This window comes from Campylobacter sp. CH278 (assembly GCF_004378845.1).
Lineage (GTDB): Bacteria > Campylobacterota > Campylobacteria > Campylobacterales > Campylobacteraceae > Campylobacter_D > Campylobacter_D jejuni.
Genome location: NZ_RYXZ01000002.1, coordinates 27,869 through 53,026, shown reverse-complemented (window position 1 = coordinate 53,026; position 25,158 = coordinate 27,869). Strand labels below are relative to the sequence as shown.

27 protein-coding genes are annotated in these 25,158 nt (G+C 30.6%); 23 read left to right on the top strand and 4 right to left on the bottom strand.

Going from position 1 to position 25,158, the window contains the following annotated elements; translation table 11 throughout:
• Nucleotides 1-119 precede the first annotated feature (119 nt).
• Nucleotides 120-1,193 carry a flavodoxin-dependent (E)-4-hydroxy-3-methylbut-2-enyl-diphosphate synthase gene (gene ispG, locus ELQ04_RS02010; protein WP_004316745.1) on the top strand — a complete coding sequence of 358 codons (1,074 nt, stop codon included), beginning with the start codon at nucleotides 120-122 and terminating at the stop codon, nucleotides 1,191-1,193.
• 29 nt (nucleotides 1,194-1,222) lie between these two features.
• Here ispG and flgH read toward each other — a convergent pair whose 3' ends face one another.
• Nucleotides 1,223-1,921, bottom strand: a complete 699-nt coding sequence (gene flgH / locus ELQ04_RS02005; protein WP_004316743.1) for a flagellar basal body L-ring protein FlgH — start codon at nucleotides 1,919-1,921, stop codon at nucleotides 1,223-1,225.
• 91 nt (nucleotides 1,922-2,012) lie between these two features.
• Here flgH and pta point away from each other — a divergent pair, with 91 nt between their 5' ends.
• From pta to ELQ04_RS01990, 3 genes are all read left to right on the top strand, one after another.
• On the top strand, nucleotides 2,013-3,518 hold the full coding sequence (gene pta, locus ELQ04_RS02000) for a phosphate acetyltransferase (protein ID WP_079264672.1): 1,506 nt from the start codon (nucleotides 2,013-2,015) through the stop codon (nucleotides 3,516-3,518).
• Between the two features lie 13 nt (nucleotides 3,519-3,531).
• Nucleotides 3,532-4,719: an acetate kinase gene (locus ELQ04_RS01995; protein WP_044778238.1), complete on the top strand. Its 1,188-nt coding sequence runs from the start codon at nucleotides 3,532-3,534 to the stop codon at nucleotides 4,717-4,719.
• 70 nt (nucleotides 4,720-4,789) lie between these two features.
• Nucleotides 4,790-5,281: a hypothetical protein gene (locus ELQ04_RS01990; RefSeq protein ID WP_002855147.1), complete on the top strand. Its 492-nt coding sequence runs from the start codon at nucleotides 4,790-4,792 to the stop codon at nucleotides 5,279-5,281.
• Here ELQ04_RS01990 and ELQ04_RS01985 read toward each other — a convergent pair.
• On the bottom strand, nucleotides 5,269-6,207 hold the full coding sequence (locus tag ELQ04_RS01985; protein WP_044778237.1) for a hypothetical protein: 939 nt from the start codon (nucleotides 6,205-6,207) through the stop codon (nucleotides 5,269-5,271). The two genes, ELQ04_RS01990 and ELQ04_RS01985, sit on opposite strands and share 13 nt — an antisense overlap.
• On the bottom strand, nucleotides 6,207-7,145 hold the full coding sequence (rsmH, locus tag ELQ04_RS01980) for a 16S rRNA (cytosine(1402)-N(4))-methyltransferase RsmH (RefSeq protein WP_134224428.1): 939 nt from the start codon (nucleotides 7,143-7,145) through the stop codon (nucleotides 6,207-6,209). Before rsmH ends, ELQ04_RS01985 begins: the two co-directional genes overlap by 1 nt.
• 158 nt (nucleotides 7,146-7,303) lie before the next feature.
• Between rsmH and ELQ04_RS01975 the strand changes: the two genes are divergently transcribed.
• From ELQ04_RS01975 to flgG, 5 genes are all read left to right on the top strand, one after another.
• Nucleotides 7,304-8,794 (top strand): peptidylprolyl isomerase, encoded by a 1,491-nt coding sequence (locus tag ELQ04_RS01975; RefSeq protein ID WP_002937906.1) that lies wholly within the window; start codon nucleotides 7,304-7,306, stop codon nucleotides 8,792-8,794.
• Nucleotides 8,791-10,179: a cell division protein FtsA gene (gene ftsA / locus ELQ04_RS01970; protein WP_074469321.1), complete on the top strand. Its 1,389-nt coding sequence runs from the start codon at nucleotides 8,791-8,793 to the stop codon at nucleotides 10,177-10,179. Before ELQ04_RS01975 ends, ftsA begins: the two co-directional genes overlap by 4 nt.
• Nucleotides 10,180-10,194: 15 nt before the next feature.
• The gene (gene ftsZ / locus ELQ04_RS01965) at nucleotides 10,195-11,307 is read left to right on the top strand and encodes a cell division protein FtsZ (protein ID WP_002937904.1); all 1,113 of its coding nucleotides are present in this window, start codon (nucleotides 10,195-10,197) and stop codon (nucleotides 11,305-11,307) included.
• 155 nt (nucleotides 11,308-11,462) lie between these two features.
• A complete protein-coding gene (locus tag ELQ04_RS01960; RefSeq protein ID WP_002937899.1) occupies nucleotides 11,463-12,275 on the top strand; it encodes a flagellar hook-basal body protein in 813 nt (270 codons plus the stop codon).
• Between the two features lie 28 nt (nucleotides 12,276-12,303).
• Complete coding sequence (flgG, locus tag ELQ04_RS01955) at nucleotides 12,304-13,095, top strand: flagellar basal-body rod protein FlgG (RefSeq protein ID WP_002852142.1); 792 nt, start codon at nucleotides 12,304-12,306, stop codon at nucleotides 13,093-13,095.
• A 65-nt stretch (nucleotides 13,096-13,160) separates the two neighbouring features.
• On the opposite strand, the gene glnA is transcribed toward flgG, so the two are convergent.
• Nucleotides 13,161-14,591, bottom strand: a complete 1,431-nt coding sequence (gene glnA, locus ELQ04_RS01950) for a type I glutamate--ammonia ligase (protein ID WP_044778236.1) — start codon at nucleotides 14,589-14,591, stop codon at nucleotides 13,161-13,163.
• 203 nt (nucleotides 14,592-14,794) lie between these two features.
• Here glnA and ELQ04_RS01945 point away from each other — a divergent pair, with 203 nt between their 5' ends.
• The 14 genes from ELQ04_RS01945 (at nucleotide 14,795) to trmD (ending at nucleotide 25,156) form a co-directional block, all read left to right on the top strand.
• A complete protein-coding gene (locus ELQ04_RS01945) occupies nucleotides 14,795-15,490 on the top strand; it encodes a chemotaxis protein (RefSeq protein WP_002852254.1) in 696 nt (231 codons plus the stop codon).
• On the top strand, nucleotides 15,487-16,740 hold the full coding sequence (locus ELQ04_RS01940) for a peptidase U32 family protein (protein ID WP_002937898.1): 1,254 nt from the start codon (nucleotides 15,487-15,489) through the stop codon (nucleotides 16,738-16,740). The genes ELQ04_RS01945 and ELQ04_RS01940 overlap by 4 nt, the downstream gene beginning before the upstream one ends.
• The gene (purE, locus tag ELQ04_RS01935; protein ID WP_002937894.1) at nucleotides 16,741-17,235 is read left to right on the top strand and encodes a 5-(carboxyamino)imidazole ribonucleotide mutase; all 495 of its coding nucleotides are present in this window, start codon (nucleotides 16,741-16,743) and stop codon (nucleotides 17,233-17,235) included. It begins immediately after the preceding gene.
• Nucleotides 17,236-17,244: 9 nt separating this feature from the next.
• On the top strand, nucleotides 17,245-17,781 hold the full coding sequence (locus ELQ04_RS01930) for a DUF3972 domain-containing protein (RefSeq protein WP_002852251.1): 537 nt from the start codon (nucleotides 17,245-17,247) through the stop codon (nucleotides 17,779-17,781).
• Between the two features lie 11 nt (nucleotides 17,782-17,792).
• Complete coding sequence (gene glyQ, locus ELQ04_RS01925; protein ID WP_002861386.1) at nucleotides 17,793-18,656, top strand: glycine--tRNA ligase subunit alpha; 864 nt, start codon at nucleotides 17,793-17,795, stop codon at nucleotides 18,654-18,656.
• Nucleotides 18,643-19,368 (top strand): Nif3-like dinuclear metal center hexameric protein, encoded by a 726-nt coding sequence (locus ELQ04_RS01920; RefSeq protein ID WP_002937892.1) that lies wholly within the window; start codon nucleotides 18,643-18,645, stop codon nucleotides 19,366-19,368. Before glyQ ends, ELQ04_RS01920 begins: the two co-directional genes overlap by 14 nt.
• 9 nt (nucleotides 19,369-19,377) lie before the next feature.
• Complete coding sequence (locus tag ELQ04_RS01915) at nucleotides 19,378-20,094, top strand: zinc ribbon domain-containing protein (RefSeq protein WP_134224426.1); 717 nt, start codon at nucleotides 19,378-19,380, stop codon at nucleotides 20,092-20,094.
• Nucleotides 20,091-21,248 carry a lipid IV(A) 3-deoxy-D-manno-octulosonic acid transferase gene (gene waaA, locus ELQ04_RS01910; RefSeq protein WP_002937888.1) on the top strand — a complete coding sequence of 386 codons (1,158 nt, stop codon included), beginning with the start codon at nucleotides 20,091-20,093 and terminating at the stop codon, nucleotides 21,246-21,248. The genes ELQ04_RS01915 and waaA overlap by 4 nt, the downstream gene beginning before the upstream one ends.
• Nucleotides 21,229-21,981, top strand: a complete 753-nt coding sequence (locus ELQ04_RS01905) for an RluA family pseudouridine synthase (protein ID WP_002893636.1) — start codon at nucleotides 21,229-21,231, stop codon at nucleotides 21,979-21,981. The genes waaA and ELQ04_RS01905 overlap by 20 nt, the downstream gene beginning before the upstream one ends.
• 67 nt (nucleotides 21,982-22,048) lie before the next feature.
• Nucleotides 22,049-23,386 (top strand): signal recognition particle protein, encoded by a 1,338-nt coding sequence (gene ffh / locus ELQ04_RS01900; protein ID WP_002937885.1) that lies wholly within the window; start codon nucleotides 22,049-22,051, stop codon nucleotides 23,384-23,386.
• Between the two features lie 64 nt (nucleotides 23,387-23,450).
• Entirely contained in the window at nucleotides 23,451-23,678 is a 228-nt protein-coding gene (rpsP, locus tag ELQ04_RS01895) for a 30S ribosomal protein S16 (RefSeq protein WP_002852274.1), read from the top strand.
• Nucleotides 23,679-23,680: 2 nt separating this feature from the next.
• On the top strand, nucleotides 23,681-23,923 hold the full coding sequence (locus ELQ04_RS01890) for a KH domain-containing protein (RefSeq protein ID WP_044778235.1): 243 nt from the start codon (nucleotides 23,681-23,683) through the stop codon (nucleotides 23,921-23,923).
• Nucleotides 23,916-24,455, top strand: coding sequence for a ribosome maturation factor RimM (gene rimM / locus ELQ04_RS01885; protein ID WP_002937878.1), 540 nt, complete (start codon nucleotides 23,916-23,918; stop codon nucleotides 24,453-24,455). The genes ELQ04_RS01890 and rimM overlap by 8 nt, the downstream gene beginning before the upstream one ends.
• On the top strand, nucleotides 24,452-25,156 hold the full coding sequence (gene trmD / locus ELQ04_RS01880) for a tRNA (guanosine(37)-N1)-methyltransferase TrmD (protein ID WP_044778234.1): 705 nt from the start codon (nucleotides 24,452-24,454) through the stop codon (nucleotides 25,154-25,156). The genes rimM and trmD overlap by 4 nt, the downstream gene beginning before the upstream one ends.
• The last annotated feature ends 2 nt before the right edge of the window (nucleotides 25,157-25,158 follow it).

The window sequence follows — 25,158 nt, the reverse complement described above, 5'->3', positions numbered from 1 at the left end:
TATATATAATTCATAAATATTTAAATATCATGAAATTTAAATATATTATCAAAAATAAACTTTAATTAAAGCAATAAAAAGTTAAAATTTGATATTAAAATTTTTCAAAGAGTGAAGTTATGGAGTATAAAAGATTTAAAACCAGACAAATCAAAGTAGGAGATGTTTTAATAGGCGGTGATGCACCCATTTCAGTTCAATCTATGCTTTTTACTAAGACAAGAGATATAGAAGGTTCTTTAGAGCAAATCAATCGTCTTTATTTTGCAGGAGCAAATATAGTGCGTTTGGCATGCTTGGATATGGCTGATGCAAGGGCTTTAAAAGAGATTAAAGTTAAAAGTCCTTTGCCTTTAATCGTAGATATTCATTTTAATCATAATTTGGCTGTATATTGTGCTGAATTTATCGATGGAGTGCGTATAAATCCTGGCAATATAGGTTCTAAAGAAAATATCAAAGAAGTAGTAAAAGCATGTAAAGAACGGGGTATCCCTATACGTATCGGTGTAAATCACGGCTCCATAGAAAAACAATTTAGCGATAAATTTGGCTATGGTGTCGATGCTATGCTAGAAAGTGCGATGTATAATATCAAGCTTTTAGAGGATTTAGACTTTTTTGATATTAAAATTTCCATGAAGACTTCAGATGCTCAAAAAACTATAGAAGCTTATGAGAGATTAAGACCGCTTTGTGATTATCCTTTTCACTTAGGGGTAACTGAAGCAGGAACTAAATTTCATAGCACCGTAAAAAGTTCTATAGCTTTAGGAAATTTACTTCTTAAAGGTATAGGCGATACTATGCGTGTTTCTATGACGGGTGAGCTTGAAGAAGAAATTCGTGTAGCAAGAGCGATTTTGCAAGATAGTGGAGTGCAAAAAAGCGGAGTAAATATCATCTCATGTCCAACTTGCGGTAGGATTCAAAGTGATTTGTTAAGCGCGATTAAAATCGTAGAGGAAAAAACCAAGCATATAAAAGAACCTTTAAATATCAGTGTTATGGGTTGTGTAGTAAATGCTTTAGGTGAAGCTAAGGGCGCTGATGTGGCTATAGCCTTTGGGAAAAATCAAGGACTTGTCATAAGACATGGTGAAGTTGTAGCTAAATTAAAAGAAAGTGAACTTGTAGATAGATTTTTAGCTGAAGTTGAAGATGAGGTTAAAAGTAGGGCTGTAAAAGAATAAAAGCCAAGAAGCAAGGTTTAACCTTGCTTTTAGAATGGCCATATCGCTTCTATAACTTTGCTACCCCAAGGTTTTCTTGTGCTTCTATCCACTTCACCTTCTGTTTTATAAAGAATTTTAGCATCTGCTATATATTTACTATCTATAGTATTGTCTTGACCGATGTCATAAGGACGAATAACACCGCTTAATTGTATGATTTGTTTCTCTCCGTTGATTAAAAGCTCTCTTGAGCCTTCGATAAAATAATTACCATTTGATAAAATTTTAATTACACGCGTTGAAATTGTAGTATTGAAACTTTCATTTCTGCTTTGCGAACCTGTTCCTGTGTAGTTGTTTGAACTATTGGTTTGAAAGCCTATATTAGAATAAGCATTGACTTTATTAAGAGCATTAGCTACCACTCCTGAACTTCCTGTTAAAGCACCTCCGCCTAAATTTGAGGTATTAGTTCTACTTGTTGCTTTATTAGCTTGTGTGCTTTGAGTGGTACTTTCTTGTATAACAACTGTAACTAAATCATTTACATTCATAGCTTTTTTATCTGAAAATAAAGGATTATCCCCTTTGCCAAAAAGCGATCCTGGTGCACTTTCTATATTATTACTTTGTTTTGGTGCAAGTTCTTCTACATAAGCAGGTGGTTTCATTGAAATTTGCGGATCAACCGTTGCAGAACAACCAAAAAATACAAATGGCAATATATAAAATAAAACTTTTTTCATTTTCGTCCTTTAAAATATAAATTTTTTATTTTTCTTTTGTTAAAATTAGAAAAAGCAAGGAGTGTTCCACATTTAAAAGTTAAGGAGAAAAATGATGGCAAATCTTTATTTGATAAGATCTAGAAGTGATGAGTTAAATACTATTATTAGCACAAAGTTGCTTAAAAAATATAGCAAAATTTACAAAAATATCGCAATTTATTGTCCTGTAATATACATACATCGCGTCCCTGTTTTGCAGGGTTGGTTGGAAGAATTTAATATCAATCAAACTGTAAAAAGTGCCTATGGTTTTACTTTTAGAGAGGCAATGGAAGAATTTAGCAAAGATCCACATAATTTCTTTAATATTATTTTGGAAGAATATGAAGAATTAAAACGCAAATATGATTTTGTGCTTGTAAATAGTTTTTGCGAATTTGGAATACTTGATGGATTTGATCTTAGTATAAAATTAGCTAAAAATCTTAATACGCCTATTGCTGCTATTATCAATGATGAAGATAAACTTATAGCTCAAAAATATTTCGATCATGCCCTAGATGGTCGTAATTATCTTTTGATTAATGAAAATTTTAATTTTGAAGAAGTGCAAAAACTTAAAGAATATGATTTTATAACTCCTCATCGTTTTAAATATGAATTAATCAAACAAAGTATAAAAAATAAAAAAACCGTTGTTTTGCCAGAAAGTAATGATGAGAGAATTTTAAAAGCTGCTGAAATTTTATTGAAAAGTAAAGTTGTTGATCTTATTTTATTGGGTGATGAAGAAAAAATTAAGCAAGATAGTGCTAAATTAAGTCTTGATTTAAATACTATACGGATTATAAATCCACTCAAATCAGAATATAATCAAGAATTTGCTTCTATTCTTTATGAAGCAAGAAAATCTAAAGGTATGAGTTTAGAAGAGGCTAGGAAGCTAGTTCAGGATAAAACTTATTTTGGAACTTTACTTATACACACTGGAAAAGCTGATGCTATGGTTAGTGGAGCGTCAACTACTACGGCTGAAACGATTCGCCCTGCATTACAGCTTATTAAAACCAAAGAAGGTATTAGTTCTGTTTCGGGAATTTTCTTTATGGGGCTTGAAGATCAAGTTTTAGCTTTTGCTGATTGTGCTGTAAATCCAAGCCCAAGTGCTGAGCAACTTGCAACTAGTGCCTATGTAAGTGCTATGACTGCTAAATCTTTTGGACTTGAACCAAGAATAGCTTTGCTTTCTTATTCTAGTGGTGATAGCGGTAAGGGAGAAAGCGTAGATCTTGTAAAAGAAGCATTAAAGATTGCTAAAGAAAAATATCCTGAGTTGAATATAGATGGTCCTATGCAGTTTGACTGCGCTTATGATCCAAAAACTGCAGCAAAGAAAATGCCAAATTCTAAGATAGCAGGTCATGCAAATGTGTATATTTTTCCTGATCTTAACGCAGCAAATATTTGTTACAAAGCAGTTCAAAGAACTGCTAATGCTTTAGCAATCGGTCCTATTTTGCAAGGTCTTAAAAAACCTGTTAATGATTTAAGTCGTGGATGTTTGGTAGATGATATTGTAGATACCGTAATTTTAAGTGCAATACAAGCTCAATAGAAAGGAATGATAAATGAAAATTTTAGTTTTAAATTCAGGTTCTTCATCGATTAAATTTAAATTTTTTGATAATAAAATCGTTAAAGCCAGTGGATTGGTAGAAAAAATTGGAGAGCAAAAATCAAAGGTTGTATTAAAAAATACTTTAAATAATGAAAGTTTTGAAAGAGAATTAACAATAAATAATCACGAAGAAGGCCTTAGTATAGTTAATGAGCTTTTTAAAGAATCAGGAATTTTAGCAGATTTAAATGCGCTTGATGGCTGTGGTCATCGTATAGTTCATGGGGGAAGAAATTTAAGCGAGCATTGTTTAGTGGATGATTATGTTCTTAAAGAGATAGATAGGGTTAGTATTTTTGCTCCTTTGCATAATCCTGCCCATTTAGCAGGTATAAAAACAATGATTAAAGCTGCACCTAGTGTTGCAAATGTCGCTATTTTCGATACAGCTTTTCATCGCACTATGCCTGATTTTGCTTATATGTATGCTTTGCCTTATGATTTTTATGATAAGCATAATATTAGAAGATATGGTTTTCATGGGACTTCTCATGCTTTTGTCAGTTCTAGAGCGGCAAGTTTGCTTGAAAAAGATAAAAGTGAACTAAATGTTATCTCTGCTCATCTTGGAAATGGTGCAAGTGTATGTGCTATAGAAAAAGGTAAGAGTGTGGATACTTCTATGGGATTTACTCCGCTTGAGGGGCTTGTTATGGGAACGCGTTGTGGAGATTTAGATCCTGCTATTTTACCTTTTATTAGTCATCTTAAGGGTTTAACTATAGAAGAAATAGATACACTGATGAATAAAAAAAGTGGAGTATATGGAATTTGCGGTTATAATGATTTTAGAGATATAGAAAGAGAGATAGAACAAGGTAATGATAAAGCACGCTTGGCTCTTGATATGTTTTGTTATCGTCTTGTTAAATATATAGGATCCTACTTTGCCGTGTTGCCAAAAACCGATGCTATTATTTTTACAGGTGGCATAGGAGAAAATGATAGTTTGGTTCGACAAAAAGTATGTGAGAGATTAGCTCATCTTGGTATCGAGTTAGATTTTGAACTTAACAAACAAAGGATTTCGGGCGAAAGAATGATAAATCATGCAAATTCTAAAGTTAAAGTGCTTGTTATTCCTACAGATGAAGAATTAGAAATCGCTAGAATTACAGAAGAATTAATAAGCAATTGAAAGAGGTTTATATTTAGTAAAAATTAATTTTGTTTGGATAAAATTTTAATCAAAAAATAAAGCATGGATTATGAAAAAATTTAAAGAATTTAGCCTTCGTTTTTTATTTAAAGTATCAGAACAACCTGTTTTAGTGAAGGATTTATTAGAGGCAAATGCACTTTTTAATGACGGTATGCTTGTAGATCCTTCTAAGCTAAATTTTAATTTCAAAATTCTAAATTCTTATATTTATTTTGGTGTTTTTTGTGCTGTGGTTTTGTTGCCATTGCTTTTAATTACTCATTATTTTTTAACAAAGCTTGACTTTCATATAAGCATAGTGAGTGCTGTTATGGTTACTGCTTGTGTATTTATAGGATATGATATTTTTAAAGTTTATACTCGCAAAATAATCTCAAAAAAAATAATACAAAAAGCCTGGGCTTTGCATTTCCCTTATTTTGCTTATGAAAAATACTCTATAATGGCAGGTGAAATTTATAAGGAAGCCTTAAAAGAAGAAATTCCAAAAGCAAATTTAGAGCAGTATGTTTTAGATAAGATTATTCATTCTAAATAATCTAAAATTTGATTTTGGAATCGCATATTTTCAAGTCTTCTTTTTAAATCTTTATTTTCTTCGTTTAAAACGCTTTCTTCTGTTCTTAATGTAGCAATTTCTCTACTAAGATAATAAATTTGATTTCTGATATAAATTTGTGGAGCAAATAAAAATAACGCAAAACTAACAAGTAAAGCCGCAAAAAGAAGATGATTGAAATTTAGGTTTCTATCTTCTTTGGTGGCATTAGAGAAGCCTTCTAGTAAAACATTTTTTGCCTTTTGAGCATCTTCATCATTTTGTTGTTTTTCTTGAGCTTGATTAGATGGTTTTGGAAGTTCTTGTTTATTTTCTTGTGGTGTTATTTTTTTTTGTAAATTTTCCAAACTTTGTTTAATATCGGGTTGTTTTTTAATATTAGGTCGTTTTTCTATAGTTTGAGAATTTTGTATCTTAGGTTCGGTTTTTTGAATTTTTTCTATAGATTTTATAGATTCTTTTTTTTCTTTTTTATCTTGGATAGGGTTTTGATCATTTTTTGTTTGAATTTTTGGTTTGGTTTGAATATTTTTTATCTCGTTTATTTTTTTTCTTCCAAACGAAAAAATCTTTTTAGTTTTTTTATTTTCTTCTTTTTTCCTTTCTTTCATTTTGGAAAAAAATTTTTTAGCAAGAGATTGCTTTTCTTCTAATTTAACATTGATCAGATCTTCTTTTAAATATATATTTGATTTTTTAGTATGTTTTGACTCATACTCTTCATCGAGTTCTTCTAAGAATTTATTAGGAGTCTTTTTTTTAAAACGACGTCTTAAAATATCATCGCTAGAAATTTCATCTCTTAAATCATCATCAAGCGGTTTGCCTTGATTTATAGCGCGAGAAAATTTCAGCATTTTTTGGCGTATGTTTTGGCGTTCTTTTATAAAATCATCTTCTAGCATTATTTATTGTCCAAATTATTAAAATAAAAAGCCCGCATTTTAGCACAACTAGAGCGAGAATTTTTTAAAAGTTCTTCCTTGCTTGCACTTATAGCTTTTTTGGTTATTATTTGCCCTAGGCTATGGTTATTTCCACATTCGCAGCGCATTATTTTTTCATCACAAATGCAGTTTTTTGACCATTTTTTGAAAAAATTTTTTACTATTCTATCTTCCAAAGAATGAAAACTAATGATTGCTAAAATGCAATTTTTTGGTTTTAAATTTTCTAAATGCCCAAGAAAATCTTTAAGCACTTTAAGTTCTTGATTTACTTCTATTCTAATGGCTTGAAATGCTAAAGTGGCTTTAGAAATTTTTCTATGATTTTGTTTGCCTTTTCCTATGATTTGATAAAGTTCCTTGGCACTTTTGATTGGATTTTTACTTCTTTCTAGGCAAATTTTTTCAGCAATAAAATGTGCATCGTGCAATTCTCCATAATCTTTAAAAATGGAAGTTAATTGCTCTTTTGTATAAGTATTAATAATCTCATAAGCCGATATTTTGGAGTTTTGATTCATTCTCATATCCAAAAAGTCAGAATTTACACTAAAACCTCTTTCGTTATTATCAAGTTGAAATGAAGAAACTCCAATGTCTGCTAAAATACCTCTTAATTCTTCTTTATGTGAAATTTTTTCTAAAACTTCACTAAAATTACTTTGTATAAAAGTTATCCTATTGTGAAAATTTTTAAGACGTTTTTTAGAAAATTCTAAAGCTTGTGGATCTTGATCACAAGCAATGAATTTAAGATCAGGATGATTTTTAAGCAAAGCTTCACTATGTCCGCCAAATCCTAAAGTGCAGTCTAAAAAATAACCTGTTTTAAGATTTTTAAAAATCTCTTGAACTTCATTAAGCAAAACTGGGATATGAGGAATTTCCAAAATCAATCCTAATAAATTTTTATAAACTATAATTATAACTAAATTTCATTGTAAAAATCATAAAATTTAAAGAACAAATATTTTTTGGTAAAAATTTTATAATTAAACTCCACTTAAACACTTCTACGATACAATATCTAGTTTAAATTTAATCAAGGAATGATATGCTTACTTGGATGCAACATCACAAAAAATATCTTGTTGTTACTATATGGGTTAGTACTATAGCTTTTGTTGGCGCTGGCTTTTTAGGTTGGGGTGCTTATGATTTTAATCTCAATAGAAGTTCGAGTGTTGCAACCGTAGGAAATGAAAAGATAGGTTTTAGCGAATTTGATACTAGATATAGACAAATTTTAAGTTATTATAATCAAATTAGCAATGGTGCTTTAACTCCAGAAAATGCTGAGCAACTAGGCATTAAAAATATAGCTTTAAGCTCTCTTGTTGAAGATAAGCTTTTGTTAAATTTTGCTAAAGATTTGGGTATTGGCGTAAACGAGAATGAAATTTTACAAAAACTTGCAAATACTAGAGAATTTCAAGATCCTACAGGGGATTTTAACAAAACAATTTATTATGAACTTTTAAATGCCAATAATTTAACTCCAAAAGATTATGAAACACAACTTGCAAATGAAGTAATTACCGATAAACTTAATCAAATTTTTAATATTCCTAGCAAAGATGAAGAATTAAAAATGTTAGCTTCTAGTTATTTCATGCAAGATGCTTTAAGTATTGCAAAAATTGATTATGACAAAAAAAATATTAAGATTAATGAAGAGGATTTAAAAAAGCTTTGGAATGAACATAAAGAAGATTATAAAACTAAAAAAATATATGAAATTTCAACTTATTTTTTGCCAGTTAGCAATGAGAAAATTGACGACAAAGAATTAGAAAAATTTTATAATCAAGATGAAAATAAACTAAGATATAAAGATTTTGCAGGTAAAGTGATGGATTTTCAGACTGCTAAAAATGAAGTTGCTAAAGATTATGCTTTAATGCAACTAAAGAATGTGGCTAATGCTAAATTTTTAGATTTAAAAAATGGGAAAGATAATTTTCAAAAAGATCAAAATATTAGTGAATCTGATGTTTATTATCCAATTGATCTTTTGAATAAAGCTAAAAATGGAGATGTTTTACGACCGGCACCTTATAATAACGGATATATCATAGTTAAACTAAATAAAGTAGATCCTATAAGAAATAAAACTTTTGAAGAAGCTAGAGAAGAAGTTTTACCTATGTATTTAAGCGAACAAGCTAGAAAAAATTTAGAAGAAAAAGCTAAAAATAGTTTAGTAAATTTTAAAGGCGATGATATAGGCTTTGTAAGTCGAGATAGTTCTCGCGAGAGTGTAAAGCTTAGTGATAAGATATTAAATGATTCTGAATTTGCTTATTTTTTAATGAATGTATTTAATACTGATCAAAATAGTTCTTATGTGATCATTAATGACAATAAAGCAATATTATATAAAATAAATAAACAAAAATTAGATATGAACTCCGATAAATTTGAACAATACAAAACTATGCTTGAACAAAATTTGCGAAATTTAAAAGCAAATGAGCTTAAGCAAGAACTTGTTGATGAACTTAAAAAGATATATCCGATAAAAATTTATTATAAAGGGAATTGATTTTGAATATATTAGGAATTGACTTAGGCTCAACCCAGACTTGTGCCATTATTGCTCAAAAAGATGAAGATGGATTAAAAATTATTGGTTTTTCCAAGTCGAAAACCAACGGGGTTAAAAAAGGTGCCATTACCAATATAGAGCTTGCTTCTAAATCTATTGAAGAAGCTGTTAGAAGTGCTGAGATGATGAGCGGAGTTCATTATGATAAGGTTGTGGTGTCTATATCAGGTGCTTATACTAAAAGCGTTGATAGCATAGGTGTTGTTAATATTCCAAATCATGAAATAGGCATTAAAGAAATTCATCGTGCTGTAAGTACAGCTAAGCATACTGCCAATCTACCAAGTGGTTATGAAATTATCCATGTTTTGCCTTATAATTTTAAGGTTAATGATCTTGAACATGTTGATGATCCTTTGGGAATGAGTGGCAATCGTTTGGAAGTTTCAACCCATATAGTGATTTCACAAGAATCTCATATTAAAAATCTTAAGAAAGCAGTTGAATTAGCTGATTTAAGAGTGGATAATATAGTTCTTTCAGGATATGCTTCAGCTATAGCTTGTTTAGATGATAGCGAAAAGGAATTAGGTGCTGTTTTGATTGATATGGGTGGAGCGATTTGTGATATGGTTGTTCATACTGGAAATTCAATTAGATATAATGATTGTTTGCAAATTGGCTCGATTAATATCACCCAAGATTTATCAATGGCATTGCATACACCTTTAAAAGAAGCAGAAAAAATCAAGCTTAATTATGCAGCTCTTTCGCAACAGCCTAATACCCTTATACAAATTCCTTCAATGGGTGATGAAAGAAAGGTTAATGAAGTTTCTTTGGATATTATTTCAAACGTAATTTATGCAAGAGCGGAAGAAACTTTGATGATTTTGGCAAAAATCTTAAGTGATAATCGTTATGCCAATGCTATAGGCGGTGGAGTTGTTTTAACAGGTGGAATGACTAAGTTAGCAGGTATTGATGAGCTAGCTCCTGCAACATTTGATAATCGCTCAGTTAGACTAGCTACTGCAAGAAAAGATTTGATTACTGGTTTTAGTGAAATTTTTAATGATCCTGAAAATACTTGTGCTATAGGACTTTGTTTATATGGAGCGGGGTATTTTACGCCTTATGAACTTGATTCTAATGAAAAATTAAGATATAAAGGGGAAATTGAAAATTTTAATCGTCAAATTAAACAAGATATTGTTTTGCAAAAAGATGCAGAAAGTGAAATAAAATCTGATTTTTTTGATGAAAATTTGCAAGAAAATGATACAATTGCAATACAAGAACAATTAGATTTTAAAGAGCCAAAAGAAAAAAAACCTAGTGTTTTTTCAAATATCTGGCATAAAATTATGAATCAATTTTAACAAGGAGAAATTTTTATGAGTGAATTTTTAGTAGAAGAAATGCAACATAATAAAGGTGCAAAAATTAAGGTTATAGGCTGCGGTGGCGGTGGCGGCAATATGATTAATCATATGGTTAAAATGGGATTAAATGATCTTGATTTAATTGCAGCAAATACTGATGCACAAGCTATTTCAATTTCATTAGCAAAAACTAAAATTCAACTTGGTGAGAAAAAAACTAAAGGTTTAGGTGCTGGTATGCTTCCTGAAGTAGGTGCAGAAAGTGCTAGAGAAAGTTTTGAAGAAATAAAAGCAAGTCTTAGTCAAAGTGATATTGTATTTATTGCTTCAGGTTTTGGTGGAGGTACTGGAACGGGGGCCACTCCAGTTATTGCACAAGCAGCTAAAGAGATTGGAGCTTTGACTGTTTCTGTTGTAACTATGCCTTTTGCATTCGAAGGAAAACAAAGAAAAAAACTTGCTGAAAGCGGTCTCCTTGAGCTTAAAAAAGAAAGTGATTCTATTCTTGTAATTCAAAATGAAAAATTATTGAGCATTATTGATAAAAAAGCAGGCATTAAAGATGCTTTTAGATTGGTTGATGATATTTTAGCTCGTGCTGTAAAAGGTATGGTGTCTATCTTGCTTGATAATGGAGATATTAATGTTGACTTTGCAGATGTAAGAACCATTATGAGTCATCGTGGACTTGCACTTATGGGTGTTGGCAGTGCTAGTGGTGAAAATGCTATAGAAGAGGCTCTTTCAAACGCTATAGAATCTCCTTTGCTTGATGGAATGGATATTAAAGGTGCTAAGGGAGTTATTTTACATTTTAAAACAAGTTCTAATTGCTCTTTGTTTGAAATTTCGGCAGCAGCAAATAGCATACAAGAAATTGTTGATGAAAATGCTAAGATTATTTTTGGTTCTACTACAGATGATAGCATGGAAGATAGAGTTGAAGTGACTATTATTGCGACAGGGTTTGAAGATAAAGATACAGTAGCTAAAAAATCTACCGAAGAAGCTCAAGCTTCTAAGAAAAATCCTTATTTAACTCTTAAAAAGGTAAGCGGTGGTTATGATGAAGAGATAATGGCGCAAATTGAAACACCAACTTTCTTGCGTCGTCAAATGGATTAAAATTGATTTTTAAAGCAAGATTGAGTCAAATCTTGCTTTTTATAGTTTAAAATTCTCTTCTAATAATCTTTCAAATATTTATTTTTCTTTGTTTTTAAAAGTTGGAACACTCTTTGCTTTTATAGCTATAAAATCTTAATTTTATAGGTGAAAATATGCAAAATGGATATTATCAAGCAACTGGCGGAATGGTAACTCAGTTTAATAAACTTGATGTGATTACTAATAATCTTGCCAATATTAATACAAGTGGATACAAAAGAGATGATGTGGTTATTGCAGATTTTAAAAGGATTTTTAAAGAAACTCAGGATGAGTTGCCTATAGAAAATCACACAAGAGATGCATCTCGTTTTGTAAATACTACAATAGATGGAATCCCACAAGTTTCTCAAGAATATACGGATTTCAGCCTAGGTTCTTTAAAGGCCACAAACAATCCTTTGGATTTGGCAATGACTAGAGAAGATGCTTTTTATTTGGTTCAGACCAAAGATGGAGAAGTGAGATTAACTAAAGATGGAAATTTTCAACTTGATGATGAGGGTTATTTGGTAAATAAGCAAGGATACAAGGTATTAAGTAGTGATTATTTTAATAATCCTCAGAATGCTGGCATACGCATTCCTAATGGCGCTGTTCAAATTAGCGTTGATAAAAACGGAAGCATTGAAGTTGATGGAGCTCAAAATGCAACATTATTTGTAGCACAAGTAGATGATATAAGAGCTTTGCAAAAAGATGGGGATAATGTCTATAAAATAGATGATCTAACCCGTATTAGAGATTTGAAAAACTCCAATGCTATTCGCCAAGGTTTTTCTCAGGGATCAAATGTTAATCCAGTTACTGAAATGGTAGGACTGATTGAAGCAAACAGAATGGTAGAAATGTATCAAAAAGTTATGACAGCTCATATGGATGACTTAAATCAAGAAGCTATCAATAAGCTTGCAGCTGTTAAATAATTTAAAATAAAATAAAAAAGGATTAAAAATGATGAGATCACTTCATACTGCTGCTACAGGAATGGTAGCGCAGCAAACACAAATTGATGTTACTTCAAATAACATCGCCAATGTTAATACAGCAGGTTTTAAGAAAAGTCGTGCAGAATTTGCTGATCTTATGTATCAAGTTATGAAGTATGCAGGAACTTCAACTTCAGCCACTACTCTTTCTCCTTCGGGTATAGAAGTGGGTGTGGGTGTGCGTCCAACAGCGGTAACTAAAGTTTTTACTGAAGGAAATTTAAAATCAACAAGTACTGATGGTCTTGATATGGCTATTGCAGGCAATGGGTTTTTTCAAATACAACTTCCTGATGGCACTATAGGATATACTAGAAATGGGCAATTTACAAAAGATAATGAAGGTAATATTGTAAATTCAGACGGTTATAGACTTTTACCTGAAATGACAATACCTGAAGGTGCAACAGCAATTAATGTTGCTACAGATGGAACCGTTTCTGTAATGCTACCAGGGGAGCAACAAGAAACTCAAATTGGTCAAGTGGAGCTAGTTCAGTTTATAAATCCAGCGGGTCTTCATTCTATGGGCGATAATCTTTATCTTGAAACAGGAGCAAGTGGTGCACCTGTTGCGGGTATAGCAGGGCAAGATGGACTTGGAACCATAAGACATGGATTTATAGAACTTAGTAATGTTCAGCTTGTTGAAGAAATGACAGATCTTATCACAGGACAAAGAGCTTATGAAGCGGGTTCTAAGGCAATTACAACAAGTGATGATATGCTAGGAATTGTAAATCAGCTTAAGCGATAGTTGATATAAAATAAATAATTTTTAATTCTTTTTTATTTAATGGCGTGTTAAACGCCATTAAATTTTTAGCAAGAGTAGCAAGTTTTAAATTCATAAGCAGTTGGACGAGCTTCTACTGGCCAAACTTGTGTTTCAAATTTTAAATGCTGATAGTCATCGATAAAAATATCGCTCATTACAGGTTTTAAATAAGAATTATGTCGGATTAAAGCTTCTAAACTTCCTCTTAGAGTATGTGGTAATTGCTCTATCCCTTTTTCACGTATTTCATCCAAAGTAAGATCAAATAAATTTTCATCCATAGGACCCACAGGAATGGTTTTATTTTTGATTCCATCAAGACCTGCCATTAAAAGACTAACAAAAGCTAAATAAGGATTAGCAGTGCTATCAGGGAAGCGAATTTCTATACGAGCTGAATTTTTACCTATGCCATAAGGAACGCGACAACTTGCTGATCTGTTTTGACAAGAATAAGTTAAAATACAAGGAGCTTCAAAACCAGGAACTATTCTTTTGTAAGAATTGGAACTTGGATTTGTAAAAGCTACGACACTTCTAGCATTTTTTAAAATTCCACCTATATAATTTATAGCAGTTTGACTAAGTCCACTGTATCCATCTTTATCGTAAAATAAATTTACCCCATCTTTCCATAAGCTCATATGAACATGCATACCATTGCCATTATCTCCGTATAAAGGTTTTGGCATAAAAGTGGCAGTTTTGCCATTTAAATGAGCTACCATTTTTACAACATATTTATAAATTTGAACATTGTCAGCTGCTTCTACAAGCGTGCCAAAATTTACTCCTATTTCAGCTTGTCCTTGTGCAACTTCATGATGATGAACAAAAGTTTTAAGACCTACTTTTTCAAGGGTTTGAACCATTTCAGAACGAATATCTACTAAAGAATCAATTGGCTGAACTGGAAAATATCCACCTTTGTTTCTCGGTCTGTGTCCAGTATTGTAGCTATCAGTAAATTCTCTATCATCATTCCACTCTCCTTCTTCGGTATCAACTTCATACTTAGAACAATGAGTAGTATCAACTATTTTTACACTATCAAAAACAAAGAATTCATTTTCTGGTCCAAAGTAAGCAGTATCAGCTATGCCACTATTTTTAAGGTGTTCCATTGCTTTTTTTGCTATGCTTCTTGGACATTTTTCATACATTTGTCCTTTGTAAATATCATACACATCACAAAATACTATGATAGTAGGATCAGCCGTAAAAGGATCTAAAAAAGCACTTTGAGCATCAGGTTTTAAAATCATATCTGATTTTTCTATAGGTTGCCATCCATGGATTGAGCTTCCATCAAATGGAATGCCAGTTTGAAATGTTTCTTCATTGATTGCATGAAGATTATAGGTAATATGATGCCAAGTTCCTATCATATCTGTAAAACGAAAATCAACAAAAAGCACTTCATTTTGTTTACAAAATTTGAAAAAATCATCTATATTATTAACAAATTTTCCCATATTTTTACTCCTTTTATGTAATTAAATTTATAAAATTATATCATAAAATTTTTAATTAAGATTTAATTAATATATTTTTTTTAATAAATTTAAAAATTTAATTTAAAAAGATTAAAAAATAAAAATTTATATTTTTGTTTTAGATAAAATTGATTATAATTTTAAGCAATTATTGAAAATCTAGATTTAAAAAAGGGAAAAAAATGACTCAAGAAGAGCTTGATGCTTTGATGAATGGTGATGTTGATCTTGATTCAGAGACAGAAGCAGAGGTAAAAACCGAAGAATCGAATACCGAAGAAGATGCTTTGATGTTAGAAGATGTCAAAATAGCTGATTACAAACCTAATCCTAGTGTAGTATGGCCACCACCCCCACCAAATCAGGAGCATAAAGTTGTACATCAGTTAGATGATGTTACAAAAGATAGTGAGCTTAAAGCAACGGAAATGATGGATAAGCTTGAAAGTATTAATAATTTTTTTGCGGATTCTGAAAGTTTACTCAAAGAAATAAATAAAGCAATAGAAAAAAATATTGATATTTTTTCTAAACTTAATGAAAAATTTCCTAATGTGGAAAGTTTCAGTGAAGCTTTAGAATTAAACAATCAAGCTAAAAAAAGTTCTAAGGAGATTGTCGGAAATCTTCAAAGCGGACAAGATGAAGTGATGATGGCAATGGATGCAATGCAGTATCAAGATATACATCGTCAAAAAATCGAACGTGTTATTAATGTAATGCGTGCTTTAAGCCGTTATATGAGTTCTTTATTTGAAGGTAAAATTGATGATAAAAAACGTGTAAGTTCTGCAGTGCATATTGAAGGTGATAGTACTGCTGATGTTGTAAGTAATGATGATATAGAAGCTTTAATTGCAAGTTTAGGGCAAAAATGATCATTCCTGAAATAGTAGCTCCTGCAGGAAATTTCACAAAATTAAAAATTGCTTTGGCTTATGGTGCAGATGCGGTTTATGCGGGTGTGAATAATTTTTCTTTAAGATCACGCACTGCAAGAGAATTTAATTATGAAAGTTTTGAAGAAGCTATCAAATATACTCATGAGCGTGGTAAGAAAATTTATGTTACTTTAAATGGTTTTCATCTAAGTTCCCAAATTGAAGGTTTAAAAAGACATATATTAAAATTACGCGAGATGAAACCCGATGCTTTTATTGTAGCTTCTGTTGGAGCTATGCGTCTTGTTAAAGAGCTTGCACCTGAAATTTCTTTACATGTTTCTACTCAGGCAAATATTTTAAATTATTTAGATGCTCAAGTTTATAAGGATATGGGTGCTAAAAGGGTTGTAATTGCCAGAGAATTAGGGCTTAAAGACGCTAAAGCTTTAAAGGAAAATTGCGATATTGAACTTGAAGCTTTTGTGCATGGTTCTATGTGTTTTGCTTATTCAGGGCGTTGTTTAATAAGCTCTGTGCAAAGTGGAAGAATGAGCAATCGTGGATCTTGTGCAAATGATTGTAGATTTAATTATGAGCTTTATGCTAAAAATCCAGAAAATGGCACTTTATTTCGCTTAGAAGAAGATGAAAATGGTACTCATATTTTTAATTCTAAAGATTTAAATCTTTGTTCTTATATAGAAAAAATCATGCAAGAAAATTGTATCAGTGCTTTTAAAATAGAAGGGCGTACTAAAAGCGAATATTATGTTGCGCTTACAACAAGGACTTATAAAATGGCCATACAAGATGCTTTAGAGGGTAAATTTGAGTCAAGTAAGTATGAAAAAGAGATTGCTACACTTAAAAATCGTGGTTTTACAGATGGCTATCTTGTTTCGCGTCCTTTAGAAAAAACCGACACGCAAAATCATAATACAAGCATAGAAGAAGGTTCTCATCAAGTACATGCTATAAGCGAAGATGGAAGCTTTTTTAAATGTAAAGAGAAAATCGTTTTAAACACGCCTTATGAAATTTTAGCCCCTTTAGGCGATGTGATTCAAACTTGCGATAATGAACTAGGTAAAATTTATCAAAAAGAGGATAGATATTTTATAGAGTTTAAAAAACTCATTGCTAAAAACAATAAAGAATTTAGCGAAATTCATAGCGGTAATGAACATGAAATCCAATTACCAAATAAAATCAGTGCATTAAGTTTTTTAAGAAAGGAAATATAGATGAATTTTGTTTCTATTTTAATGGGAAGCAAGAGTGATTATGAGACTATGAAAGAGGCTGTTAAAACTTTAGAAAGTTTTGGGGTAAAGTATGAACTTATCATCTCATCAGCTCATCGTAGTCCAAAAAGAACAAAAGAGTATATTGCAAATGCTGAAGAAAAAGGTGCGAAGGTTTTTATAGCAGCAGCTGGAATGGCAGCGCATTTAGCTGGAGCTGTTGCAGCTTATACAACAAAACCTGTTTTAGGAGTGCCTATGCCAGGAAGTAATCTTGCAAGTATGGATTCTTTGTTTTCTACGGTGCAAATGCCTAGTGGAATTCCTGTAGGAACTTTAGCTATTGGTAAGGCTGGAGCGATCAATGCTGCTTATTTGGCTATGCAAATTTTAGCTATTTATGATGTTGATTTAGCACAAAAGCTTAAAGAAGATCGTCTTGAAAAAGAAAAAAAACTTGTATCTGATTCAAAAGAAGTAGAAGTTTTATTATAAGGGATAAAAATGCAAACCTATCTTGAACTTGAAGAATTTTGTAAACTTGTGCATTTAAATGAAGATGTGGTTAAGGGTATGATGGCCAATGGGGCTTTAAATTTTAAAGAAGAAGAGGGTAAAATTTACATCGAAGCTCATCAAGGTACTTTTAGTGTAGTACCTAGTTCTGCAAAATCTCAAACTGCAATGGTAAATTCAATGACTTTAGCAGGAGAAAGTTTTGTTGAAAAAACAATAGGAACTATTTTAAATTTGCATGAAAAAGTTTTAGATGCTAAAGATGAAACACTTGAAGCATTAAAAAATGAGAATAAATTTTTAAAAGACGCCCTTTATTCTATGCAAGAACTTTATGATGAAGATAGAAAAACTATAGAAACCTTAAACAATGAGCTAAAACATGCGCGTGAAGAGATAGAATTTCTCAAGCGTAAATATAAATTAATGTGGAGTAAAACCGCAGAAATTTTTGGAGCTAAGACAGAGCCTGATTTGGAAATGAATAAAAATTTAGAAAAACCTATTGAAAATATGGAACAATAAAGAGAGATACAATGACTTTTTCACAAATGATACTTAATTTGCAAAATTATTGGCAAGAGCAAGGTTGTGCGATTATGCAACCTTATGATATGCCAGCAGGTGCAGGAACCTTTCATCCAGCAACTTTTTTAAGAAGTTTAGGAAAAAAACCTTGGGCAGCTGCTTATGTGGCTCCAAGTAGAAGGCCTACTGATGGACGTTATGGTGAAAATCCTAATCGCTTAGGTGCTTATTATCAATTTCAAGTTTTGATTAAACCTAGTCCTGATAATATCCAAGAATTATATCTTAAAAGTCTTGAAAATTTGGGTTTTGATTTAAAAAGTCATGATATTCGTTTTGTTGAAGATAATTGGGAGAGTCCAAGTTTGGGTGCTTGGGGTTTAGGCTGGGAAGTATGGCTTGATGGTATGGAAGTCACTCAATTTACTTATTTTCAGCAAGTTGGCGGTATAGCAGTAGATTTAGTAAGTGCTGAAATTACCTATGGTCTTGAAAGAATAGCTATGTATCTTCAAAATGTTGATAATGTTTATGATATAGTTTGGAGTGAATTTAATGGAGAAAAAATTAAATACGCAGATGTGCATAAGCAAAGTGAATATGAATTTAGTAAATACAATTTTGAAGTAAGTGATGTTAAGATCTTAAATGAGCAGTTTGAAAATTCTTACAAAGAATGTAAAAATATTTTAGAACAAGGACTAGCTTTACCTGCTTATGATTATTGTATGCTTGCTGCACATACTTTTAATCTTTTAGATGCAAGAGGAGCAATTTCTGTAGCACAAAGACAAGATTATATGTTAAAAATTCGTGAGCTTTCGAAAAATTGTGCTGAAATTTATAAGAAAAATTTAAATGAAACTGAGTGAAATTTATAATTTTTTAGATCAATTAAGTCCCTTTGATATCCAAGAATCATGGGATAATAGTGGAATTTTGCTTGGAGATAGGGATAGTGAAATTTCAACTGTTTATTTAAGCTTAGATATTGATGAAAATATCATTAAAGAAGCGAGTGAAAATTCTTTAATTATCACACACCATCCTTTGATATTTAAAGGTTTAAAAGATTTATATGACAAGACTTATCCTAGAGCTTTTATTAAAGAAATGATTTGTAAAAATATTTCTTTAATCAGTATGCATACAAATTACGATTTAAGTCATTTAAACACTTATTTTACGGAAGAAATTTTAGGTTTTAAAATTTCTTTTAAAGACGAATTTTTAATTTATGTGGAAAATTCTATGTCTTTTGAAGCTTTGTGTGACTGGGTGAAAAAAAAGTTAAATTTACAAATTTTACGTGTAAGCAATTGTGGTAAAAAAGACATTAAGCGTATTGCTATATGTACTGGAAGTGGCGGGGATTTAATTTCTAAAGTAGATGCGGATTGTTTTTTAAGCGGAGATTTTAAATATCATCAAGCTTTAGAGGCACTTAGTAATCAAATCAGTCTTATTGATTTGGGTCATTTTGAAAGTGAGAGATATTTTTCTCAATGTTTAGCAAAAGACTTGAAAAATTTGCCGCTACAAGCTATAATAACAGTTTCAAAAAATCCATTTCAATATTTTTAAGGAAAATAAATGAATAAATATCTCGAACAATTAGTGCTTTTATCAAAAATAGATCAAGAAATTGATAGTTATGAACCAAAAATAGACAGTATTAATAAGACTTTAAAAGATGCTGAGTTAAAAATAGGAAAAATCAACACAGATTTAGAAAAAATTGATGAAGAAATCAAAGATATAGAAAATCAAAAAGTACAAAATAATGCTCATATTTCTGAGTTTTCGGCAAAAATTAAAGAGCTTTCTAAAAAAAGTGGTACAGTAAAAACAGAAAAAGAAGCTAATGCTTTAAAAATTGAAGAAGATATTGCAAAAGAGCAATTAGACGCTGCAAATGATGAAATTGTAAGACTGGATAAAATTTTAGAGAATAAAGAAACTTATAAAAAAGAACTTGAAGAAGAAAAAATTAAACAAGAGCAAAATATTAATGAGATTAGAGTAAGCATTAAATCTGAAATGGAAGTTCTTGAAAAAGATAGAATGAGTGTTTATAATAAAAAAACCAAACTTGTGGGCGAGATGAATCAAAAAGTTTTAAGTTTTTATGAAAAAATTCGCAAATGGGCGAAAAATACTGCTGTAGTTCCTGTTAAAAAACAAGCATGCTATGGATGTTTTATGAAAATTTACGATAAGACTTATCTGTCTGTTGTAAAAGGTGAAGAGATTGTAACTTGCCCTCATTGTGGAAGAATTCTTTATAAAGAGCAAGAAGAACAAAATTGATCTTTTTTTATTATTTTTTAACTTGGGCGGCATTTTTATTTTGTGCCGTCTTTATTCTTTTGCTTTCTTTTTTAAAATCCAAATACAAAACTAGTTTAAAATCCCGATTTTTTCTTTATAAAAATTTACATCAAGAAAAAGCTGATGTACATTTTCATGCTTGTTCTTACGGGGAGGTAAGAAGTATTAAAACTTTGGTTCTGAAATTTGATTCAAGAATAACTACTATTACTCAAACAGGTTTTGAATATGCAAAAGAATTTTGTAAAAAGGTAAATTATCTTGCTTTTGAAAATTTTTTGCCTTTTTGGTTTAAGCCTTGTAAGGTTTTGGTAATTTTTGAAGCAGAATATTGGCTTATGCTTGTTTTCATGGCACACATTTATAAAACTAAGATTATTTTGCTTAATGCAAGAATATCTGATAAATCTTATCATTCTTATCAAAGATTTTCTTTTTTTTATAAAAAAATTTTTTCTTATATTGATGAAGTTTTTGCTCAAAGTGAATTAGATAAAGTAAGACTTGAAAGTTTGGGAGCTAAAAATGTTAAAATTTTTAAAAATATTAAGGCAAATTTAGAAATTAAAAATAATAAAATTTATGCCAAACCTAAGGAAAAACTTATCATTTTTGCCAGTACTCATAAGGACGAAGAAGAGCTTTTGCTTGATCATTTTAAACTAGAAGAAAATGAAAAACTCATTATCGCCCCACGACACCCTGAGCGTTTTAAAGAAGTTGAAAATTTGCTTTTAAACAAAGGTTTGGAATTTGAAAAATTTAGTTCTTTAAAAGATGAAAATAAGAAATTTGCTAAAAAAATTTTGCTTTTAGATGCTTTAGGAGAGCTTGTAAATTTTTATGCAATTTCTGATGTTGTTGTGCTTGGAGGTTCTTTCATAGAAGGCATAGGAGGACACAATCCTATAGAAGTGGCATATTTTGACAATGTATTAATCAGTGGGAAATTTATTCATAATCAAAAGGCTTTATTTGAAGAAGTAGAAAATGTATATTTTTGCGAAAATTTAAAAGATTTAAATGATAAAATTCATTATTTAAATTTAAAAGTTAAAATTTCCAAAAAAGAAAATTTAGATCTTATTATACAGACCATACAAAAGGGAATTGATGCAAGAAAAAGCTTATAAACTCTTAGCTTTGCAAGAAAAAATTTCAAATCGTGAAGCTAAAGATTTGATTGATAAGGGTTGTGTTTTTTCACATGGAAAAAAAGTTGTGGTTGCTAGAGCTTTGATGAGCGATAAGGCAAGATTTAATGTGATAAAAACCAAAAATCCTCAAATTATTTTTGAAGATGATAAGATTATTGCTATTAATAAACCTTATGCTTATGTGAGTGAAGACTTGGAGAGAAAATTTAATGCCAAGCTTTTAAATCGTTTAGACAAAGAAACAAGCGGTGTGATTTTGCTTTGCAAAGATGAAGATTTTAGAAAGCTTTGTATAGAAGAATTTAAAAAACACAGGGTTTATAAAAGTTATATTGCGGTTTTAGATGGGGTTTTGGCTGAAGAGGTTGAAGTGAATGAGCCTATTTTTACCATAAAAGCAAAAGGTGGGGCATTAAGTAAAGTTTCAAAAGATGGTTTAAGTGCCTTAAGTATCATTACTCCTATCATGATGCAGTCAAAAAAAACCTTAGCAAAAATAGTCATTCAAACAGGTAGAACTCATCAAATCAGAGTGCATGCTAAATTTATAAAACATGGCGTTGTAGGTGATGAAAAATATGCTAAAATTTCAAGCGATAGAATGTATTTGCATAGCTATGAAATTAAAATTTTTGATTATTATTTTAAGGCTGAGCTAGATAATAGTTTTGCAAAAGTTGGCTTTGAGATAAAAAATTTAGATTTTTAAAGCCATTTAAGAAAAAATTTTGTATAATGCAAGGTTTAATTTAAAAATTTTATAGAAAGGTGATAAAGTGTTTGAGTTAGTTAGCGAATCTTTTAAATCAGCGATTAATAAATTACGTTTTGTTGATGATGAAAAAGCACTTAAGAACGCTTTAGAAACCTTAAAAAAAGCTCTTTTAAAAGCAGATGTTCACCATAAGGTAACTAAAGAGCTTTTGACTTTGATAGAAGAAGATGTAAAGCAAAACGGAATAGGTCAAAAACAATTTTTAAATGCCATTAAAGTAAATTTAGAAAATATTTTAAGTGTCAATGGTAAGAATCAAGGTTTTGTTTTTGCTTCTAAACCCCCAACAGTAGTTCTAATGGCAGGTTTGCAAGGGGGCGGTAAGACTACAAGCACTATTAAACTTGCAAATTATTTAAAATTACGCAATAAAAAAGTTTTAGTTGCGGCTTGTGATTTACAGCGTTTAGCGGCAGTGGAGCAGCTAAGACAACTTTGTGAAGCTAATGAAATTGAACTTTTCTTCATAGAAAATGAAAAAGATCCTATTAGGGTTGCTAAAGAGGCTTTAAAAAAGGCTGAAAGTTCTATGGTAGATGTTTTGCTTGTGGATACTGCTGGACGTTTGGCTATAGATGAGGCTTTGATGAATGAATTAAAAGCAGTTAAGGATGTTTTAAATCCTGATGAGATTTTCTATGTTGCTGATGCAATGAGTGGTCAAGATGGGGTTAAGACTGCGGCTAGTTTTAATGAAGTTTTAGGTATCAGCGGGGTAATTTTATCAAAATTTGATGCAGATACTAAAGGTGGAGTAGCCTTAGGTATAGCAAAACAAATCGGTATCCCTTTAAGATTTATTGGTGTGGGTGAAAAAGTAGCAGATTTAGAAGTTTTTATACCAGATCGTATAGTAAGTCGTATTATGGGTGAGGGTGATTTGGCAACTTTAGCTGAAAAAACTGCTGCGATTATTGATGAAAAAGAGGCTAAAAAACTCAATCAAAAAATTAAAAAAGGTGAATTTAATTTTAATGATTTTCTTAATCAAATGGAAAGTATTAAAAAATTAGGAAGCATGAAGTCTTTAATCGGTATGATACCAGGGCTTGGCGGAATGGCAAATGCTGTAAAAGATATAGATTTGGATAATTCTAAAGAAATCATACGCATTAAAGCAATGATTTCTTCAATGACTCCAAAAGAAAGAGAAAATCCTGATTTATTAAATAATGCTAGAAAACGTCGTATAGCAGAGGGAGCGGGTCTTTCTCAGGTAGAAGTCAATCGTTTTTTAAAACAATTTAGCAATGCAGCAAAACTTGCAAAAAGATTTTCAGGTAAAAAAGGAATGGAGAGTTTGACGCAAATGATGAGTCAAGCTAGAAGGCAATTTTAAATTTTATTTATAAATACTTTTTATAGTATCTATAAATAAAATTTTTAATTTTTAAGGAGTATAAATGACAGTTATTAGACTTACAAGAATGGGTAGAACTAAAAGACCATTTTATCGTATTGTAGTTACAGACAGTAGAAAACGTCGTGATGGTGGTTGGATAGAAAGTATTGGGTATTATAATCCTATGGTAGAACCTGAGGTAATTAAAGTTGATGCAGAGCGTTTAGCTTATTGGAAAAGTGTTGGTGCAAAACTTAGCGATAAAGTTGCTTCTATCACTAGCAAATAATCATGGTAGAGAATTTTCTTAGAGAATACGCAAAATTAATTGCAGATTATCCTGGACAGATTGATACTCAAAAAATTGAATTAAGTGAAAATTTTTTTGAGATTGTTCTTTTTGCACATAAGGTTGATACAGGTAAGCTTATAGGTAAAAATGGAAAAATGATCAATGCTATAAAAACCGTAATCTCTGCTTATAAGAGCAAGGATGCAAGTTCTTATAGAGTAACGGTAAAAGCACTTGAGTGAAAAAGATTTTGTTCAAGTTGCAAAACTTGGTAAAACTGTGGGTCTTAAGGGTTATGTAAAATTGCATAACCTGAGCGACTTTTCTTCTCAATTTAAAAAAGATGCTACTTTTTTTATAAAAAACACCAAAGAAATGTTAAAGATTAAGCATTATAATGCAAGCAATTCTACTGTTTTATTTGAAAATTATGAAGATATAGAAAAGGCCAAAGAATTAACTAATCTTATTCTTTTTCAGAGTATCGAGAAAAGCAGACAAACTTGTAAATTAAAAAAAGATGAGTTTTTTTATTTTGATATTTTAGAGTGTGAAGTTTTTGAAGAAGATAAAAGATTAGGTAAAGTGGTTGATATCTTGGAAACTGGAGCTTCTTATTTATTTGAAATTCAAAGTGATGAAAAATGGGTGGAAAAAAAATATCCTAAAATATTTTTTATTCCATATTTAGATAAATTTGTTAAAAATATAGATATAGAAAAACGACAGATTTTTTGCACGCAAGATGCTTTTTTAATTTTAGAAAATTCATGAAATTTAGTTTCGTTTCTTTGTTTCCTAATCTTATGGAATTTTACTTTCAAGATTCTATACTTGCAAGAGCAAAAGAAAAAAAACTTTTCAAACTTAATTTTTATAATCCAAGAGATTTTTCTAAAAATTCCTATCATAAAGTCGATGATTATAAAATAGGTGGCGGAGCTGGACTTTTGATGCAAGCTGAACCTATGTATGAGGTGTTAAGAAGTATTCAAGAAAAAAAAGAAAATCCCTATTTTATTTTTTTAAATCCAAGTGGTAAAACCTTTAATCAAAAAGACGCCAAACGCTTAAGTAAAAAAGAACATATAGTTTTTGTATGCGGGCGTTATGAAGGTATAGATGAAAGAGTGCTTGAAATTTTTGCGAATGAAGTTTTTAGCATAGGGGATTTTATTTTAACAGGAGGAGAATTACCTGCGCTTGTAATGTGTGATGCGATTTTAAGAAATGTTAATGGGGTTTTAGGAAATATGGAAAGCTTGGAAGAAGAAAGCTTTGAAAATAATTTACTCGAAGCGCCTGCTTTTTCAAAACCTTTTATTTTTGAGAAAAAAAATAAAAAATTTTATACTCCTTCAGAGTTTTTAAAGGGTAATCACGCTAGAATTGCAAATTTAAAAACTACTTTGGCGTCTTGCAAAACGAAATTTTTTCGTCCAGATTTATTTTTAGAGCATGAACGCAAAAAATAAGG

Coding starts and splice junctions, on each gene's coding strand:
- ispG (WP_004316745.1), top strand. CDS start 120: ATGGAGTATAAAAGATTTAAAACCAGACAAATCAAAGTAGGAGATGTT.
- flgH (WP_004316743.1), bottom strand. CDS start 1,921: ATGAAAAAAGTTTTATTTTATATATTGCCATTTGTATTTTTTGGTTGT.
- pta (WP_079264672.1), top strand. CDS start 2,013: ATGATGGCAAATCTTTATTTGATAAGATCTAGAAGTGATGAGTTAAAT.
- ELQ04_RS01995 (WP_044778238.1), top strand. CDS start 3,532: ATGAAAATTTTAGTTTTAAATTCAGGTTCTTCATCGATTAAATTTAAA.
- ELQ04_RS01990 (WP_002855147.1), top strand. CDS start 4,790: ATGAAAAAATTTAAAGAATTTAGCCTTCGTTTTTTATTTAAAGTATCA.
- ELQ04_RS01985 (WP_044778237.1), bottom strand. CDS start 6,207: ATGCTAGAAGATGATTTTATAAAAGAACGCCAAAACATACGCCAAAAA.
- ELQ04_RS01975 (WP_002937906.1), top strand. CDS start 7,304: ATGCTTACTTGGATGCAACATCACAAAAAATATCTTGTTGTTACTATA.
- ftsZ (WP_002937904.1), top strand. CDS start 10,195: ATGAGTGAATTTTTAGTAGAAGAAATGCAACATAATAAAGGTGCAAAA.
- ELQ04_RS01960 (WP_002937899.1), top strand. CDS start 11,463: ATGCAAAATGGATATTATCAAGCAACTGGCGGAATGGTAACTCAGTTT.
- flgG (WP_002852142.1), top strand. CDS start 12,304: ATGATGAGATCACTTCATACTGCTGCTACAGGAATGGTAGCGCAGCAA.
- glnA (WP_044778236.1), bottom strand. CDS start 14,591: ATGGGAAAATTTGTTAATAATATAGATGATTTTTTCAAATTTTGTAAA.
- ELQ04_RS01945 (WP_002852254.1), top strand. CDS start 14,795: ATGACTCAAGAAGAGCTTGATGCTTTGATGAATGGTGATGTTGATCTT.
- ELQ04_RS01940 (WP_002937898.1), top strand. CDS start 15,487: ATGATCATTCCTGAAATAGTAGCTCCTGCAGGAAATTTCACAAAATTA.
- purE (WP_002937894.1), top strand. CDS start 16,741: ATGAATTTTGTTTCTATTTTAATGGGAAGCAAGAGTGATTATGAGACT.
- ELQ04_RS01930 (WP_002852251.1), top strand. CDS start 17,245: ATGCAAACCTATCTTGAACTTGAAGAATTTTGTAAACTTGTGCATTTA.
- glyQ (WP_002861386.1), top strand. CDS start 17,793: ATGACTTTTTCACAAATGATACTTAATTTGCAAAATTATTGGCAAGAG.
- ELQ04_RS01920 (WP_002937892.1), top strand. CDS start 18,643: ATGAAACTGAGTGAAATTTATAATTTTTTAGATCAATTAAGTCCCTTT.
- ELQ04_RS01915 (WP_134224426.1), top strand. CDS start 19,378: ATGAATAAATATCTCGAACAATTAGTGCTTTTATCAAAAATAGATCAA.
- ELQ04_RS01905 (WP_002893636.1), top strand. CDS start 21,229: ATGCAAGAAAAAGCTTATAAACTCTTAGCTTTGCAAGAAAAAATTTCA.
- rpsP (WP_002852274.1), top strand. CDS start 23,451: ATGACAGTTATTAGACTTACAAGAATGGGTAGAACTAAAAGACCATTT.
- ELQ04_RS01890 (WP_044778235.1), top strand. CDS start 23,681: ATGGTAGAGAATTTTCTTAGAGAATACGCAAAATTAATTGCAGATTAT.
- trmD (WP_044778234.1), top strand. CDS start 24,452: ATGAAATTTAGTTTCGTTTCTTTGTTTCCTAATCTTATGGAATTTTAC.